Annotated in this window: 14 protein-coding genes; 4 read left to right on the top strand and 10 right to left on the bottom strand. The window is 55.6% G+C overall.

The genetic code is table 11. The annotated features are described in order from the left end of the window. Positions 1-15 precede the first annotated feature (15 nt). The 3 genes from dapA to ABNT34_RS08920 are packed head-to-tail and all read left to right on the top strand — an operon-like array spanning position 16 to position 3,549. A complete protein-coding gene (gene dapA / locus ABNT34_RS08930; protein WP_348730772.1) occupies positions 16-972 on the top strand; it encodes a 4-hydroxy-tetrahydrodipicolinate synthase in 957 nt (318 codons plus the stop codon). A gap of 34 nt (positions 973-1,006) precedes the next feature. After that, a complete protein-coding gene (locus ABNT34_RS08925) occupies positions 1,007-2,008 on the top strand; it encodes a 4-hydroxyproline epimerase (protein WP_348730770.1) in 1,002 nt (333 codons plus the stop codon). Further along, complete coding sequence (locus ABNT34_RS08920) at positions 2,008-3,549, top strand: aldehyde dehydrogenase (NADP(+)) (protein ID WP_348730768.1); 1,542 nt, start codon at positions 2,008-2,010, stop codon at positions 3,547-3,549. Before ABNT34_RS08925 ends, ABNT34_RS08920 begins: the two co-directional genes overlap by 1 nt. Positions 3,550-3,616: 67 nt before the next feature. On the opposite strand, the gene fusA is transcribed toward ABNT34_RS08920, so the two are convergent. The 10 genes from fusA to ABNT34_RS08870 form a co-directional block, all read right to left on the bottom strand. Continuing rightward, entirely contained in the window at positions 3,617-5,716 is a 2,100-nt protein-coding gene (fusA, locus tag ABNT34_RS08915) for an elongation factor G (RefSeq protein ID WP_348730766.1), read from the bottom strand. A gap of 232 nt (positions 5,717-5,948) precedes the next feature. Next, complete coding sequence (locus ABNT34_RS08910) at positions 5,949-6,608, bottom strand: GntR family transcriptional regulator (protein WP_348730764.1); 660 nt, start codon at positions 6,606-6,608, stop codon at positions 5,949-5,951. Between the two features lie 114 nt (positions 6,609-6,722). Beyond that, on the bottom strand, positions 6,723-8,828 hold the full coding sequence (gene recG / locus ABNT34_RS08905; protein ID WP_348730762.1) for an ATP-dependent DNA helicase RecG: 2,106 nt from the start codon (positions 8,826-8,828) through the stop codon (positions 6,723-6,725). Between the two features lie 66 nt (positions 8,829-8,894). Next, the gene (locus ABNT34_RS08900) at positions 8,895-9,653 is read right to left on the bottom strand and encodes a transporter substrate-binding domain-containing protein (RefSeq protein ID WP_348730760.1); all 759 of its coding nucleotides are present in this window, start codon (positions 9,651-9,653) and stop codon (positions 8,895-8,897) included. 31 nt (positions 9,654-9,684) lie between these two features. Next, positions 9,685-10,449 carry a transporter substrate-binding domain-containing protein gene (locus tag ABNT34_RS08895; protein ID WP_348730758.1) on the bottom strand — a complete coding sequence of 255 codons (765 nt, stop codon included), beginning with the start codon at positions 10,447-10,449 and terminating at the stop codon, positions 9,685-9,687. Between the two features lie 44 nt (positions 10,450-10,493). Next, positions 10,494-10,886 carry a RidA family protein gene (locus tag ABNT34_RS08890; protein ID WP_348730756.1) on the bottom strand — a complete coding sequence of 131 codons (393 nt, stop codon included), beginning with the start codon at positions 10,884-10,886 and terminating at the stop codon, positions 10,494-10,496. Positions 10,887-10,891: 5 nt separating this feature from the next. Further along, complete coding sequence (spoT, locus tag ABNT34_RS08885; RefSeq protein WP_348730754.1) at positions 10,892-13,024, bottom strand: bifunctional GTP diphosphokinase/guanosine-3',5'-bis pyrophosphate 3'-pyrophosphohydrolase; 2,133 nt, start codon at positions 13,022-13,024, stop codon at positions 10,892-10,894. Positions 13,025-13,133: 109 nt separating this feature from the next. Beyond that, positions 13,134-13,409 (bottom strand): DNA-directed RNA polymerase subunit omega, encoded by a 276-nt coding sequence (rpoZ, locus tag ABNT34_RS08880; RefSeq protein ID WP_031569906.1) that lies wholly within the window; start codon positions 13,407-13,409, stop codon positions 13,134-13,136. A 48-nt stretch (positions 13,410-13,457) separates the two neighbouring features. Further along, a complete protein-coding gene (gmk, locus tag ABNT34_RS08875; protein WP_348730751.1) occupies positions 13,458-14,090 on the bottom strand; it encodes a guanylate kinase in 633 nt (210 codons plus the stop codon). Positions 14,091-14,196: 106 nt separating this feature from the next. Then, positions 14,197-15,411 carry an MFS transporter gene (locus tag ABNT34_RS08870; protein WP_348730749.1) on the bottom strand — a complete coding sequence of 405 codons (1,215 nt, stop codon included), beginning with the start codon at positions 15,409-15,411 and terminating at the stop codon, positions 14,197-14,199. A 21-nt stretch (positions 15,412-15,432) separates the two neighbouring features. Here ABNT34_RS08870 and ABNT34_RS08865 point away from each other — a divergent pair, with 21 nt between their 5' ends. Further along, positions 15,433-16,461: a LysR family transcriptional regulator gene (locus ABNT34_RS08865; RefSeq protein WP_348730747.1), complete on the top strand. Its 1,029-nt coding sequence runs from the start codon at positions 15,433-15,435 to the stop codon at positions 16,459-16,461. The last annotated feature ends 2 nt before the right edge of the window (positions 16,462-16,463 follow it).

Raw genomic sequence — 16,463 nt, 5'->3', positions numbered from 1 at the left:
TTCAGGAGTACTGTGATGTCTGCTGCTTGTTCTACCCCGGTAATGGCCAATCGCCCACAATGGGCGGGTGTGTTCCCGGCGATTTCTACTCAGTTCCATGCTGATGGAACTATTAACTTTGCCGCCAATCAGCGCATGCTGGAACAGCTGATTGCAGATGGCATCGACGGCATTATTGCGCTTGGCACTATCGGCGAAAATGCGTCGTTAAGCGCGGCGGAGAAGCTGGAATTTTTACGTCACACAGTGCAAACCGTCGCTGGCCGTATTCCGGTGATCGCTGGTTGTACTGAGCATAGCGCAACAGATGCAATCACCTATGTGCAGGCCGCCGAACAGATTGGCGTGTCTGGCATTATGCTGCTGCCAGCCGTGGTGTACCGTGGCACTGATCGCGAAGTGCTGGTGCATTATCAGACGGTCGCCCGTGCCACGAAATTGCCGATCATGATTTATAACAATCCGGTCAGTTATGGCGTAGATATTAATCTGCAGATGACGGCGATTCTGGCGGAAGAGCCGAATATCGTCGCAATTAAAGAATCCACTACTGACACTCGTCGCATCACCGAGCTGCAAAGCCGCTTCGGCGAGCGTTTTATTATTTTCTGCGGTGTTGACGATATTGCGCTCGAATCTGTACTGCTTGGCGCTACCGGCTGGATCTCGGGTCTTACTAACGTGTTCCCACGTGAATCCGGGACGTTATTTGCGCTGGCCCGCGCCGGTTACTTAAAAGAAGCCCGCGAGATTTATCGCTGGTTTATGCCGTTGCTGCGGCTCGATACGATCCCGACGCTGGTGCAATGCATCAAGTTTGCCGAGCAGTTGGTCGGGCGCGGTAGCGAGCAGGTGCGTCTGCCACGGCTGACGCTGATTGGTGACGAGCGCGCTTATGTGGAAAAAGTTGTGGCTGATGCACTCGCGAGCCGGCCGGATCTGAGCCACTATCAGCGTTTGCTGAATCAATAACAGCGCGGCCCACGCGGTTTTCAGGAGCAGCAGTATGCTAAAAGGTACCTTTTTTTGTATCGACGCCCACACCTGCGGTAATCCGGTACGGCTGGTGACCAGCGGTCATCCGCAGTTAAACGGTCAGACCATGAGCGAAAAACGGCTGGATTTTCTCGCCCGGTTTGACTGGATCCGGCAGGCGCTGATGTTTGAACCGCGTGGCCACGCCATGATGTCCGGCGCTTTTTTATACCCACCGTGCAGCAGCGATGCCGATGCCTCGGTGCTGTTTATCGAAACCAGCGGCTGTTTGCCGATGTGTGGACACGGCACTATAGGCACTGTCACGGCGGCACTGGAAGCGGGCCTCATCACCCCAAAAATACCAGGTCAGCTGCTATTGGATGTGCCGGCCGGTCAGGTCCGTATCAGCTATCAGCGCGATGGTGACAAAGTCACTTCAGTGAAAATCCGCAATGTGGCGTCTTTTTTGGCGATTAAAGGCGGTGAAATTGAAGTGCCAGGCCTAGGCCTGATCAAATTTGATGTGGCTTACGGTGGTAATTTTTATCTGATTGTTGAGCCGCAGGCCAATTTCCCCGGTCTTGAGCACTGGACGGCCGCCGATGTGCTGCGCTGGAGCCCCGTGGTGCGCAGCATCGCCAATCAGCATTATTCTTGTGTGCATCCGCTTGATGCCAGTATTGCCGGTATCAGTCATGTGCAGTGGACCGGCAAGCCAAAAACGCCGGGCTCTGATGCTGCCAACGCGGTGTTTTACGGCGATGGTGCTATCGACCGTTCACCCTGTGGCACCGGCACCAGTGCACGGATGGCGCAGCTGTATGCCCGCGGTGATTTAAAGGTCGGCGACCGTTTTGTCCATGAAAGTATCATCGGCAGCCAGTTCACCGGTGTGGTGGAAGCGGCGACCGAAGTGGCTGGCATTGCCGCAATGTTCCCATCCATCGCCGGCTGGGCCCATGTCTATGGCGCCAACCAAATCCGCGTCGATGATGCCGACCCTTATGCTTTTGGTTTTGAGGTGCGTTAATGTCAGACCATGCTTTATTTCAGCTGCAGGACAGCAATACGCCATTCGCCGGTCGCCACCTGATACACGGCGTCTGGCAAGGCGAAGCGACCGCTGCATTTCACAGTTATATGCCGGCAGAAAACCGCGCCTTGCCCTGGACTTTCCCCGAAGCGGGCCCGGCAGAATTGCAGGCGCTGATGCAGAGCGCACAAGCAGCTTTTGCTGAGTATCGTCAGTGCAGCCGTGCAGTGCGTGCGGCATTTTTACGTCAAATCGCTGTTGAGATAGAAGCGCTTGGCAGCGTCTTGGTTGAGACCGTGATGGCGGAAACTGCGTTGCCGCAGGCGCGGGTTGAAGGCGAACGTGGCCGCACCTGCAACCAGCTGCGGCTGTTTGCCGGCTTGTTAGACGAGCCGGCAGCCAGCACTTATCTGCCGGCGCAACCACAACGTGTCCCCTTACCGGCACCTGAGCTCCGGCTCGAGTCTGTGCCGCTTGGGCCTGTGCTGGTATTTGCCGCCAGTAATTTTCCGCTGGCGTTTTCGGTGGCCGGTGGCGATACCGCCAGTGCGCTGGCGGCCGGTTGTCCGGTGATTGTTAAAGCGCACAATGCCCATCCGGCGACTTCGGCATTGGTGGCGCAGGCGATAGACAAAGCCCGGTTGACCTGTGGTTTACCGGCCGGTGTGTTTCAACTGGTGTATGCCCAGCGCCATGATTTCTCGGCGCAGCTGTTACAGCATCCGGTGGTCAAAGCCGTGGCTTTTACCGGCTCGGAACAGCTTGGGCTGCATTTTCAAAAGTTGATTCAGCAGCGGTCGGTGCCAGTACCGTTTTATGGTGAACTGGGTTCGCAAAACCCGCTGCTGCTATTGCCAGAACAGCTGGCGCTGCATGGTACCGCTTTTGCTACAGCGCTGGCGCAGTCGGTGCTGCAGGGCAATGGTCAGTTCTGTACCCGGCCTGGTCTGGTGTTTATCCCGGATCAGCCAGAAACCGGCGCTATGCTGGATACGCTCGCCGGCAGTTTCACCGCAACGTCGCTGGTGACTTTACTGACGGCAAAAATCGCTGAAGGTTACCGGCACAGCTGTGCTGTGCTCAATGGCCTGCCGGGCGTGACACAGCTTGCCGAGGGGCGGTCAGCGCTGGTGGAAAAGGGCTGTCAGGTGTTGCCACGACTTTTTATCACCGACGCGGCGCGTTGGCATGAAGTGCCGCAGTTACAGCATGAAGTGTTTGGACCCGCGACAGTGCTTATCCGTTACCGGATGCTGGCAGAATTAGAGGCAATTTTGCCGACGCTCAAAGGCCAGCTGACCTGCACTGTTTATGGCACTGACAAGGACTTACAGGCGCTGCAGCCATTGTTACCGCTGCTTGCTGATTGTTGTGGCCGGCTGATCCGTAATCAGATGCCGACCGGGGTCGAAGTCTGCAGCGCGATGCAGCATGGCGGGCCTTTTCCGGCCAGCACTGACTTACGCTTTACAGCGGTCGGCACTGCGGCGTATCAGCGCTTTGTCCGGCCTTTATGCTGGCAGAATTTTGGTCAATAAAGCTATTTGAGCGTTCATAAAACAAAAAGCCCCGCAATTGCGGGGCTTCTTTTTAACTGCGTGCTAATTAGTTTTTAGCAGCGGCAGCTTTCTTTTCTTTCTCTTTGGCGATAACAGCGTCAGCCACGTTAGACGGGCATGGAGCGTAGTGATCGAATTCCATAGAGAACTGGCCACGGCCAGAAGTCATAGTACGCAGCGTAGAGATATAACCGAACATCTCTGACAGCGGCACTGTTGCCTTGATACGCACGCCAGTTGCGCCTGACTCTTGACCAGAGATCATGCCACGACGACGGTTTAAGTCACCGATCACGTCACCAACGTGGTCTTCTGGTGTGAAGACGTCGACTTTCATGATTGGTTCCAGCAGCTGTGGACCAGCTTTTGGAATTGACTGACGGAATGCGCCTTTGGCAGCGATTTCGAATGCGATAGCTGAGGAGTCAACTGCGTGGAAACCACCGTCGAACAGTTCAACTTCTACGTCCAGAACCGGGAAGCCAGCCATGGTGCCTGTAGACATCATAGAAGCGAAGCCTTTCTCGATCGCTGGGTAGAATTCTTTTGGAACGCTGCCACCAACTACTGTTGATTTGAAGGTGTAGCCAGAATTTGGCGCGCCCGGACGAATGCGGTAGTCGATCTTACCGTATTGACCTGAACCACCAGATTGTTTCTTGTGCGTGTAGCTGTCTTCAACTTCACGGGTGATAGTTTCACGGTAAGCAACCTGTGGCTGACCAACAATCAGTTCAACGCCGTAAGTCCGTTTCAGGATGTCGACTTTGATATCTAAGTGCAGTTCGCCCATGCCTTTCAGAATTGTTTCGCCAGAATCCTGGTCAGTCTCAACGCGGAACGTTGGATCTTCTGCAACCATCTTACCGATAGCAACAGACATCTTCTCCATGCCGCCTTTGTCTTTTGGCGTGACAGAGATAGAGATTACCGGCTCTGGGAATACCATTGGTTCTAAGGTACATGGTGATTTTGGATCACACAGGGTGTGACCAGTTTGTGTGTTGTTTTTCAGACCAACCAGCGCGATGATGTCACCGGCCTGAGCTGTTGTCAGATCAGTACGGTCGTTCGCGTTCATTTCTACCATCCGGCCGATACGTTCAGTCTTACCAGTGTAAGAGTTCAGAACTGTGTCGCCTTTGTTCAGCACGCCAGAGTAGATACGGATAAAGGTCAGGGCGCCGAAACGGTCGTCCATGATTTTGAATGCCAGCGCGCGGAATGGCTCGTCAGCAGAAACCAGCGCGTGTTCGCCAGTCTCAGCACCGTCTTCGTCAGTCAGTGGCTGTGGATTTACTTCTGTTGGGTTTGGCAGGTAATCAACAACGGCGTCCAGAACTAACTGCATACCTTTGTTTTTGAAAGCTGAACCACAGTAAGTTGGGAAGAACGCCAGTTCGCGGGTACCTTTACGGATACAGGCTTTGACTTGTTCCACAGTTGGCATTTCGCCTTCCATGTACGCCATCAGCAGGTCATCGTCTTGCTCAACGGCAGTTTCGATCAGCTGTTCGCGGTACATAGCAACATCTTCCAGCATGTCAGCCGGGATGTCAGTCACTGTGTAGTTTTCTGGCAGGCCAGATTCATCCCATACGTAAGCTTTTTCGCTCAGCAGGTCTACCACGCCTTTGAAGGTATCTTCACGGCCGATTGGTAAAGTCATGATCAGTGGCTGAGCGCCCAGAACTTTTTTAACTTGCTCTGTTACGCGGATGAAGTCTGCACCGATACGGTCCAGTTTGTTTACGAAGATCAGACGCGATACTTTCGCATCGTTGGCATAACGCCAGTTGGTTTCAGATTGAGGTTCTACACCACCTGAACCACAGAATACACCGATACCACCGTCCAGAACTTTCAGAGAACGGTAAACTTCAACTGTGAAGTCAACGTGGCCTGGGGTGTCGATCACGTTGAAACGGTGACCTTTCCAGAAACAGGTAACAGCGGCTGACTGGATAGTGATACCGCGCTCGGCTTCCTGCACCATGAAGTCTGTGGTTGATTCACCTTCGTGAACTTCGCCCAGCTTGTGGATTTTACCGGTCAGTTTCAGGATACGTTCGGTCGTGGTGGTTTTACCGGCATCAACGTGAGCGAAGATACCAATGTTTCTGTATAAGGATAAATCTGCTGACATAGTCATCTCGATTAAGCTAGGGGTTAGAAAATAGGGCGACAATATACAGGATTTTATTTCGATTTGCCCGAAAAAAAAGCAATGATCCGGGCAGTTTCATCTAACTGTCTTATTTTGCCGCCGCAAATGCCGGGTTACAGCAGTAAAGACTGCTGTAACAGCTTGATCCGCCGGTCGTCGACCGGCTGAGTTCATGCTGAAAAGACGTTGGATCGACCGGCAAATTGGCGGATCAGTTGCTCAGGCTGGCGACTATTTGTTTCACTTCACCGGCGGCGCCGAGGATATGTTGGGTAAGCAGGGCACAGGCGGCTTCAGTCTGACCGTCACGGCACAATTTCAGCAGTTCACTGTGCTCAGGATCGGCTTTTTGTACACCACCGGCCAGCATCAGATGCATGCGGATATAGCGATCGGAGGTGGTCAGCAGTTGCTGCACCAGTTCAAAACTTAAGGGCCGGTTAGCAGCGCGGTACAAGGTTAAATGGAACTGAGTATTCAGCACACTCCAGCTACCGGCGCTGTCTTGCTGTTGATAAGCATCGGCCATTTGGCTGCGCAGCACTTCAGCTGCAGCAAGATCAGCTTCGGTCAGCAACGGCACAGCGCGGCGCAGCAAATCGGTTTCCAGCATGGCTCTGAGTTCAAACAACTCAGTGACCTGATCGGCAGATAAGCGGGTGGCGGTAGCGCCTTTATGCGCTTCAAACTCGACCAGACCTTCGGCTTCCAGTTGCAGCAACGCTTCGCGGACCGGAATGCGACTGACATTTAACTCTTCGGCCAGGGCGGCCTGACGCAGCGGTTCACCACCTTTAATCGCGCCGGACAGAATTTTCTGCCGGATCACTTCAACCACTACCTGGGTGCGGGTTTTGTACTCAATACTCATCAGTTGTTCAAAGCCGTGCCTGTTTGATGAAAAGCACAGTATATCAATGCCAACCGGTTGTACATCGGTGTCTCAGCGCATTTTTCATGGTTATTCACGGATTTAGGGACTGATTCAGGCCTGCGCATAGATTTCCCGATAACCAAGCCAGCGGCGGATCAGCGCTTCGCTGCCACGGCGATCCTGCTGCCACAGCAACTGGGCTGTTTGTTGCGCGGCCGGGATCAAATCCTGATCGCGGCTTAAATCGGCGATGCGGTAACTGGCGAGGCCGGTCTGGCGGGTGCCGAGCAGTTCACCCGGACCACGAATTTCTAAATCGCGCTGGGCGATAACAAAACCGTCGTTGCTGTCGCGCAACACACTTAAGCGGGCCTGTGCTGTGGGAGACAGCGGCGCGTGATACAGCAGCACACAGTGCGAGGCGGCGCTGCCACGGCCGACCCGGCCGCGTAGCTGGTGCAGTTGTGCCAGACCAAGCCGCTCCGGGTTTTCGATAATCATCAGACTGGCGTTCGGCACATCGACGCCCACTTCAATCACAGTGGTCGCGACTAATAACTGCAGTTCGTTCGCGGCAAACGCCTGCATCACCACTTGTTTGTCGCTACTTTTCAGCCGGCCGTGTACCAGGCCAATTTTCAGTTCCGGCAAGGCTGCCGCAAGTTCGGCGGCGGTGATTTCGGCGGCCTGACATTGCAGCGCATCGGATTCGTCAATCAAAGTGCAGACCCAATAGGCCTGGCGGCCTTGTTCCTGCACCACTTGCCGCACCCGGCTGACCACTTCTGCACGGCGGGTGTCCGGAATGGCGACAGTCGTCACCGGTGTACGACCTGGCGGCAGCTCGTCGATGATGGAGGTGTCCAAATCGGCGTATGCGGTCATCGCCAGCGTGCGCGGGATCGGCGTCGCCGTCATCACCAGCTGATGCGGTGCAAAACCCTGTTGCTCACCTTTGGCTCTGAGTTCCAGCCGCTGATGCACACCAAAGCGGTGTTGTTCGTCGATGATAGCGAGCGCCAGTGCGGCAAACTGTACTTGCTGCTGAAACAGCGCATGAGTGCCAATCACCAGCCGCGCGCTGCCATCAGCAATGGCGGCGAGCTCGGCGTCACGCGCTTTGCCTTTGGTTTTGCCGCCGAGCCAGGCTATCTGCACGCCTAAAGGTTCCAGCCAGCGCCGGAAGGTGGTGGCATGTTGTTCGGCCAAAAGTTCAGTCGGCGCCATCAGTGCGACTTGCCAGCCGGCCTGGATCACCGGCAGCGCAGCCAGCGACGCGACCAGAGTTTTACCTGAGCCAACGTCGCCTTGCACCAGCCGCAGCATAGGTTCAGTGCGGGCCAGATCCTGCTGAATTTGCTGCAATACACGTTGCTGCGCCCCGGTCGGGCTAAACGGCAGGCTGGCCAGCAGTTGCGGCGTCAGCTGCTGATCGGGCGGAATGGGCCGGGCGGCCTGAGTACGCGACAGGCTGCGCACCTGCAGCATACTGAGCTGCTGCGCCACCAATTCTTCAAAAATCAGTCGCTGCTGCGCCGGATGCTGGCCCAGTTCCAGTAATTGTAAAGAAGCATCCGGCGGCGGGCGGTGCAGATAAAATAACGCATCGCTGAGGCTCCAGGCCTGCCAATGGCCGGCATGTTGCGCCTGCAGGGCGAATAATGGCGCCAGATATTCTTCTGGCGCAGCGCGGCGCAGCTCCGTCAGGGCTTGTTCGGTCAGCGTGCGCCAGCTGCCTTGTTTCAAGCCTTCGGTGGTGGGGTAGATGGGCGTCAGCGATTCGGCCAGTTCAGGGCCGGCGTCGTCTTTGATGATTTTGTATTCCGGGTGCAGCATCTCAACGCCGCGCATGCCGCGTTTGACTTCGCCAAAACAACGCAGAGTGACGCCGGGTTCCACAGCGTTCTTTTGCGCCGCGCTGAAATGGAAAAAACGTAAAGTGATACTGCCGCTACCGTCGCGCAGCACTACCACCCAGCTGCGTCTTTTGCCAAAAGTGATCTCACTGCTTTGTACCACGCCCTGCACACTGACCTGCTGCGCCGGCCAGGTGTCGGCGATAGGGCAGACGCGGGTGCGGTCTTCATAGCGTAGTGGCAGGTGGAATAAAATATCCTGCACCGAATGCAGGCCGAGTTTTTCCAGCAACGCAGCAGTTTTGGCGCCAACCCCTTTGAGGTGCACGATGGCGAGATTGGCAAGTGAGGTCCGGCTCAAATTCAGTCAGGTCCACAGACAGTCATGGCGGCATCATAACGGAAAACTGTGGCCGATTGCGCAGGCTCAGTAAAAATGCGTTTTATTGGCGGCGACCATTTGCTGCAGTGCCTGGTCGATTTTTGGCCACAGCGCCTGATGCGGGCTTAACCGTGACATCGCCAGGTGAGTGCGCTGCGAGCGGTCTGCCGGCAGTTGCCAGCTGTTCAGTTTCAGCGTGCTAAAGCGTGGATTTTTCTGCAATTCCAGCGCGGTGTAATGTTGCGGCCCCATGTAGATGTCGGCTTGTTGGTACAACAATAACGCCAGCGCACTTTCCAAATCTTTGCCCCAAATCACCGTCATCTGTAATTGTGGCAGCCGTTGTAATACGGCTGGTGGGTAAGTGCGGTCTTTGGTCAGCACCACGACACGGCCACTTAAATCCTGCTCACGTTGGATCAACGGGCTGTGTGGCGCCACAAAAATACTGCTCATCCGCACTTCATCAAAGGGCGCCATCAGATACACCGCCTGACGCGCTTCAGTCTCAACCAGGCCGGTCATCAGGTCGGTTTTGCCTTGCTCCAGTAATTTCAGACAGCGGTTTAATGGTGTCGGCGGGCTGAACGTCAGGGTAAAACCGCTGGCATCGGCCAGTTCACGCATCATGTCGACCATAGGCCCGGTGGGTGTCTGCCCGGCTAAATAGCTGTGACGTGGCGGCAGATGATCCAGGCACCATTGCAGCACAGGTTTGGCGGGAGTCTGAGATGCTTCAGCAGGGTTGACCAGCGCCAAACCGCAAAACACCAACAGCGCGCTGAAGCTGAACCATGCGGACATCTGCAACTCCTTCTGGCAGCACGCCAGTCGACTAGTTTCCGACCAGCACCGATAAGTCGGCCTGGCTTGCGTCCGGTGCGTATAAGCGGCTGACAGTTCCGTCTGCCATCATCTCGGCGATGGTTTTTTCAATGTCGGCGGCCAGTTGCGGGTGGCGGCTGTGCCTGGAAAAACCAATATAAATAAACTGTGGTTTGGCCGTTTTCAGCATCAGCGGCGCGCGTTTGAATTTCTGATGTAGACGCGGTGTGTTATGCAAATAATCCAGTGAGCTGTAACGCGGCACTATTAAACCATCGACCCGGCCTTTGGCCAGCACATCAAAACCGGCGGCGATACTGGCGACTTCCAGCTGCCGGCTGGCGCCGAGATTACGGATTAAGGTCATCAGATCCGGATGATAGGCGTAGTTGCGCACTGTCGCTAAGGTTAAATGTTCCAGCTGACTGAGCTGATTAATAGTGCGCGGGTCATCGCCACGCTGGTACAAAGATTCCGGAATACGTTCGCTGTATGGAAACATCTGCATTATCGCTTCGCGTTCCGGCGTTTTATTCAGATTCGACATCAAATCGGCTTCACCGCTGGCGATTTGGCGGAAACAGCGGGCGACTGGTGTGCGGGGACTAAATTCAATGCGAAAACCGGCGCGACGCGCCAGTTCCTGCATCAGGTCAACGGAAGCGCCAACCGGGCGGTCCGGCCGCTGAAACTCATGAAAACGCGGGAAATGGTCGAGGCACCAGTGCAGCACTGGCTGGTCGTCTGCGGCCTGCACCGCCGACGACAATAACAATGAAGTGAGCAGCAGTGACTGCGTCAGCCACCGCCGGCAACGGCTTAGTTGGTTGATGGCAACTCCATCACACCGTCGATTTCAATCTGCGCGGCGCGCGGTAAGGCGCTGACCTGTACAGCAGCCCGCGCCGGATAAGGCTGGCTGAAATACTGCGCCATGATTTCGTTGACGATGGCAAATTTGCTTAAATCAATCAGGAAAATGTTCACTTTGACCATATCCTGGATAGTACCGCCGGCCGCTTCACAAACAGCAGACAAGTTTTTAAACACCTGATGCGCCTGCTCGGCAAAATCTTCTGACACCATTTGCATACTGGCCGGCACCAATGGGATTTGGCCACTTAAATACACAGTAGTGCCAATTTTGACTGCCTGCGAATAAGTGCCGATCGCGGCCGGGGCATTGGCAGTACTGATAATCACTTTTGACATGGGGGTTACTTCCTTCTGTAAACTTTAATCACATCCGGCGTGACCCGGAGTTTGCGCATCACGTTGGCCAGATGAATGCGGTCGCGCACCGACAGCGTGATTTTAATCACGTAGTCGCCGGAATCCCGGTCGTCGGTCGACAGGTCCTGAATATTCGAGTCCTGCGATGCAATCACCGTCGTGAGTTTGGCCAGCATGCCTTGTTTGTTGACGATAAAAATACGGATATCAACCAGGAATTGTTTGTCGCTGGTTTGATCCCATTTCACCGGAAAGTATTTGCCCGGCTCTTTTTCCCAGCCGCGGATATTACGGCATTCAGCGCGGTGTACATTCAGACCTTTACCCGGTGACGCGCTGGCGGCGATAGGGTCGCCCGGAATAGGCCGGCAGCATTTGGCAAAAGTGGTGAGTAAACCTTCTGAGCCGACAATCACCGCTTTGACTTTAGATGGCAGCGGATTATCGCTGACGACTTGCGGTGCGACTGGGCTTGCTTCATCAAATTCACCGAGCAGCCTGCGCGCCACGGCGATAGGCAGCTGATTGCCCAGGCCAATGTCCGAATAGAGCTCGTCCAGGGTTTTTTTCGTGGTATGCGCCAGCACCCGTTCAATCCGTTCCGGCGCAATGGTCTCAATTTTAACTTCACCAAGCGCCGAGCCGAGCAGGCGTTTACCGAGTGCCACCGCTTCGCTTTGCTGTTGTTTTTTCAGGAAATTGCGGATGCTCATAATAGCGCGGCTGGTCACCACATAGTTCAGCCAGCTGGCATTGGGTTTGCCGCCCGGGCTGGTGATGATTTCGACCGTCTGGCCGGTTTCTAAGGCTTTGGTCAGCGGATAAGGTTTGCGGTCGACCCGCACACCAACGCACTTATTCCCGATGTCGGTATGTACGGCATAAGCAAAATCGACAGCGTTGGCGCCAATCGGCAGCTCAACGATTTTACCTTTCGGCGTAAACACATAGAGCTCGTCCGGGTACAGCTCGGTTTTGACATTTTCGACGAATTCATAGGTGTTGCCGGCGCTTTGCTGAATTTCCAGCAGGCTTTGCATCCAGCGCCGGGCGCGGATTTGCGCGGCGCTGTCGCCTTGTTCGCCGGATTTTTTATATTTCCAGTGTGCAGCGATGCCGTTGTCGGCCATTTCGTCCATATCGCGGGTGCGCATCTGAATTTCCACCGGAATACCGTGTGGGCCAATCAACGAGGTATGCAGCGACTGATAACCGTTTTGTTTTGGAATGGCGATGTAATCTTTAAAACGGATCTCGATAGGCTTGTACAGGTTGTGCACGACGCCGAGTACGCGGTAACAGGAATCGACACTGTCGACCACGACGCGAAAGCCATAAATGTCCATCACGTCGTTGAACATCAGCTCTTTGCTTTTCATCTTACGGTAGATGCTGTACAGGTGTTTTTCCCGGCCTTTGACTTCGGCGTTAATGCCGGCATCACGAATGCGCGCGGAAATTTCGTTCTGAATTTTGTCGATAATTTCGCTGCGGTTGCCACGCGCTTGTTTCACTGCGGTTTCGAGCGCGCGATAGCGCATCGGATATAAAGCGCGGAAACCCCAGTCTTCCAGCTCATTTTTGATATTGTGAATACCGAGCCGGTTGGCGATCGGGGCATACAGCTCTAAAGTTTCGCGGGCGATGCGGCGGCGTTTTTCCGGTTTTAACGCGCCGATGGTGCGCATATTGTGGGTGCGGTCAGCCAGTTTAATCAGAATGACCCGGATGTCCTGCGTCATCGCCAGAAACATTTTTTGCAGGTTGGTGACTTCGAACTCTTTGATATCTTTAAATTTTACTTTATCGAGTTTCGATACACCCTGCACCAGTTCGGCGACAGTGCTGCCGAAACGTTGTTTCAGGTCGTCAAAGCTGTATTCGGTGTCTTCAATCACGTCGTGGCACAACGCGGCCATCAGCGTTTCGTGATCCATCCGCATGTCGGCCAGAATACTGGTGACGGCGACCGGGTGGGTGATATAGGGCTCGCCGCTGCTGCGAAATTGCGGCGCATGCGCGTCGCGCGCAAGGATATAGGCCTGTTGCACCAGGGCAACCTGCTCGGGCGGCAAGTACGCGCTGATCTGTTGTTTCAGACCTTCAAATAAATACACAGTGTGAGACTCCGGGCCCGGATATCAGGGTTATATCCGCTTACAGAATCAAATATACGTGGAATTTCAAGGCTTGCCAACGGGAGACCCCGTTGGCAATGGAGCAGGATTAGTGATCTGAACCGATGATGGCGGCAACTGCGGCCATTTCAGATGCTTCCTGTTGCAGTTGGTCACGACGTTCCTGTTGGTCCAGGATGTCGGCAGTGATCAGGCCTTTTTCGATTTCGCGCAGGGCGACCACTGTGGATTTGTCGTTTTCGATGTCAACCATCGCTTCTTTGCCTTCCACTGAGAGCTGGCGGGCGCGGCGTGCGGCGACCAGGATCAGGTCAAAACGGTTACCAATTTGATTTACTGCATCTTCGACTGTTACGCGAGCCATTTTGCACTCCGGGATAAGACTGATTCGTTCAAAGCCGGCTAGTGTACGCTATTTTGCCGGTGTCGCCAACAGGCTGGCGAACAAGGCCGCTTGCTTTTGCTGCTGCTTGGCCAGCGTCAGGCGTTGGCCCAGCACCACAGCGGCAAACTGCTGCAAACACTGCTGGAAGTCGTCGTTGATTAAAACATAATCATATTCAGTGACATGGCTGATTTCGCTGTGCGCCTGCTGCATACGTTTGGCAATAGTCTCGGCACTGTCGGTGCCACGGCCATTTAAGCGTTTTTCCAGCTCGGCCACGCTGGGTGGCAGGATAAAAATCGATAACACACCCGGCACTTGTGGCCGGATTTGTTGAGCGCCCTGCCAGTCGATGTCGAGAAACACATCGCGGCCTTTGGCCAGTTCAGTTTCAATAGCACGGCGCGAGGTGCCGTAATAATTGCCGAAAACTTCGGCCCATTCCAGAAACACACCTTCGGCAATCAGCTGTTTAAACTGTTCCACACTGACAAAATGATACTGCACGCCGTCGGTTTCACCAGGGCGCGGTGCCCGCGTGGTATGCGACACACTGAGTTGCATGTCAGCATGTTGTGCCAGTAAAGCATTGATTAAACTCGATTTGCCGGCACCGCTTGGCGCAGACAGAATAAACAGGTTGCCGGGTAAATGTTGCATGCGGAAATTCTCTGAAAACGGGCTCTGCCAACAAAAACCGCAGTGTACGCAGAACTGCTGCGGGCTGCAATTGATGCAAGTGCCCGCCCGCGGCAGCGAAGGCCCGTCAGCGCTGCTGGCGGACCACAAACCGCAGCCAGACGCCGGCCAGGGTGGCGATGAGCGCCAGACTAATCACTGCCGGAAAACCGGCCAGACTGTATAACAAACCGGCGCCGGCAGATCCGCTAGCCATGCCGACAAACATCCAGCTGACCAGCAACGCATTCAGCCGGCTGCGGGCAGCCGGGTCCAGACTGTAGACAATAGACTGATGAGCGATCAGCGCCGTCTGCACGCCGAGGTCAAAACCAATCACGGTCAGCACCAATAATGGCAGCGCCAGACTGGCCGGCAGCCAGCTGACCGCATACATCAGCAAAAAGCTGATGGCGCTGAGCAAACCGGCCCATAAAGTCACTTTGCCTGCGCCTTGGCGGTCGGCGGCGGCACCCGCCAGCGGTGCCGCGAGCGCACCGGCAGCGCCGGCCAGGCCAAAAGCACCGGCAACGGCGCTACCGAGCTGAAACTGGTCGGCCAGCAGCAATGCCAGTGTCGACCAGAAGGCGGCAAAGCCAACAGAAAACAGCGCTTGGGCCCGTGCAGCCCGACGCAGCGCCGGATATTGCCGCCACAGGCTCCACATCGAGCTCATTAACCGGCCATAACTGAGGCTGCGATCACCGGGCAACGCCGGCAGCATGGCCCAGGCCAGCGCACCACTGGCCAAAATACTCAGTGCAGCCAGCTGATACAGCAGACGCCATCCGTCCCAGGCACTGATCAGGCCGCTGACGGTTCTGGACAATAAAATGCCGAGCAACAGCCCGGTCATCACAGTGCCGACCGTGCGGCCGCGCCGCGCCGGATCAGACAAGGCCGCCACCGCCGGCACTATGTCCTGCGCCACTGTGGCCAGCAGGCCAATCAACAAACTGAGTATCAACAAGCCCTGCAGTCCGCTGCTGAAGCTAAAAGCCAATAGTGCCAGCGCCAGCAGCAAACTTTTGCCCAAGATCAGGTTACGCCGGTTAAACCGGTCGCCGAGCGGCACCAGCAATAAAATGCCAAGGGCGTAGCCAAATTGGGTCAGGGTGGGCACCAGACTGATTTGCCGGACTGAACTGCCAAGCTCAGCGCTGATGAGCGGTAAAATCGGCTGGCTGTAATAAATCGCCGCCACGCTGCTGCCGGTGGCGCCGGCCAGCGCCAGCAGTTTGCCAAAGGATAAAGCTGGCAAGGCCGCCGTTGGCACGGGGTCGGTCGTAGCAATGCTCTGCATCAGAGCCTCCAAAAACAGGGTATGCCTGCGAATGGGCTGCATGCTAAAGGGTTGGGCATCACGGGGGTAGTTGCCTGGCTGGCACAACTGCTATACGTTATCAGTATGAGCAAAGCCGAAATTTTTAGCGTAGACAGAATAGAGCTGCTGCAAACCCTGGTGCGGATTGTCGAAACCGGTAGTTTTTCGGCGGCGGCGCGGCAGTTGGGCACCAGTCAGCCGACGGTCAGCCGGCGGCTGCGCAGTCTGGAGCAGTTGCTGGATTGCCGGCTGTTATTACGCACGACCCACCAGTTGAAGCTGACTGACGAAGGCGAGCGTTGTTATCAGCGGGCACGGCAGCTGCTGCAAGACTGGCAGGCGCTGACCGATGATCTCAACGTGCGCTCGGCGACGCCGTCCGGTTCATTGCGGGTGCGGGCGCCGCATGCGTTTGGCCGCGAACAGTTGCTGGCGCCTTTGCTGGCGTATCTGGCGCAGTGGCCGGAGTTACACATCGACTGGAGCCTCAATGATCAGGCGCCGGATTTTCTGGCCGAGCAGGTCGATTGTGCTATTCATGTCGGCCCGGTAACGGACCCATCGCTGGTGGCGGTGTTGCTGGCCGAAGTGCCAAGACTGGTGGTGGCGGCACCGGCGTTGCTGGCGGCGAGTCCGCCACTGCAGCAGGTCGGTGATTTGGCGCAACTGCCCTGGCTGGCGTTCAGTACCTATTATCGTCGGGAAGTGTGTTTAAATCGGTTGGATCAGGCTGAGACGGTGCGGTTTGCAATTAAACCCAGGCTCAGCTCTGACAATTTATATGTGATCCGCGACGCGGCCAAAGCTGGTCTTGGTGCAGCTTTGGTGTCGCGTTGGGTGGTCAGTCAGGAACTGGAAAACGGCGCGTTGCAGGCGGTGTTTCCGCAGTGGCAGGCGTCACCACTGCCGGTGTATCTGGTGTACCCTTATGCCCGTTATTATCCGGCGCGGCTTCGGCATTTTATGCAGTTTATCCGCGAGGTGATGCCGCAAATCGCCGGTTTGCAGCCACGCCACACGGCCGGCTGAGC

The organism is Rheinheimera texasensis (assembly GCF_964031785.1).
GTDB lineage: Bacteria > Pseudomonadota > Gammaproteobacteria > Enterobacterales > Alteromonadaceae > Pararheinheimera > Pararheinheimera texasensis_A.
This window is presented reverse-complemented; position numbering and strand designations above follow the sequence as displayed.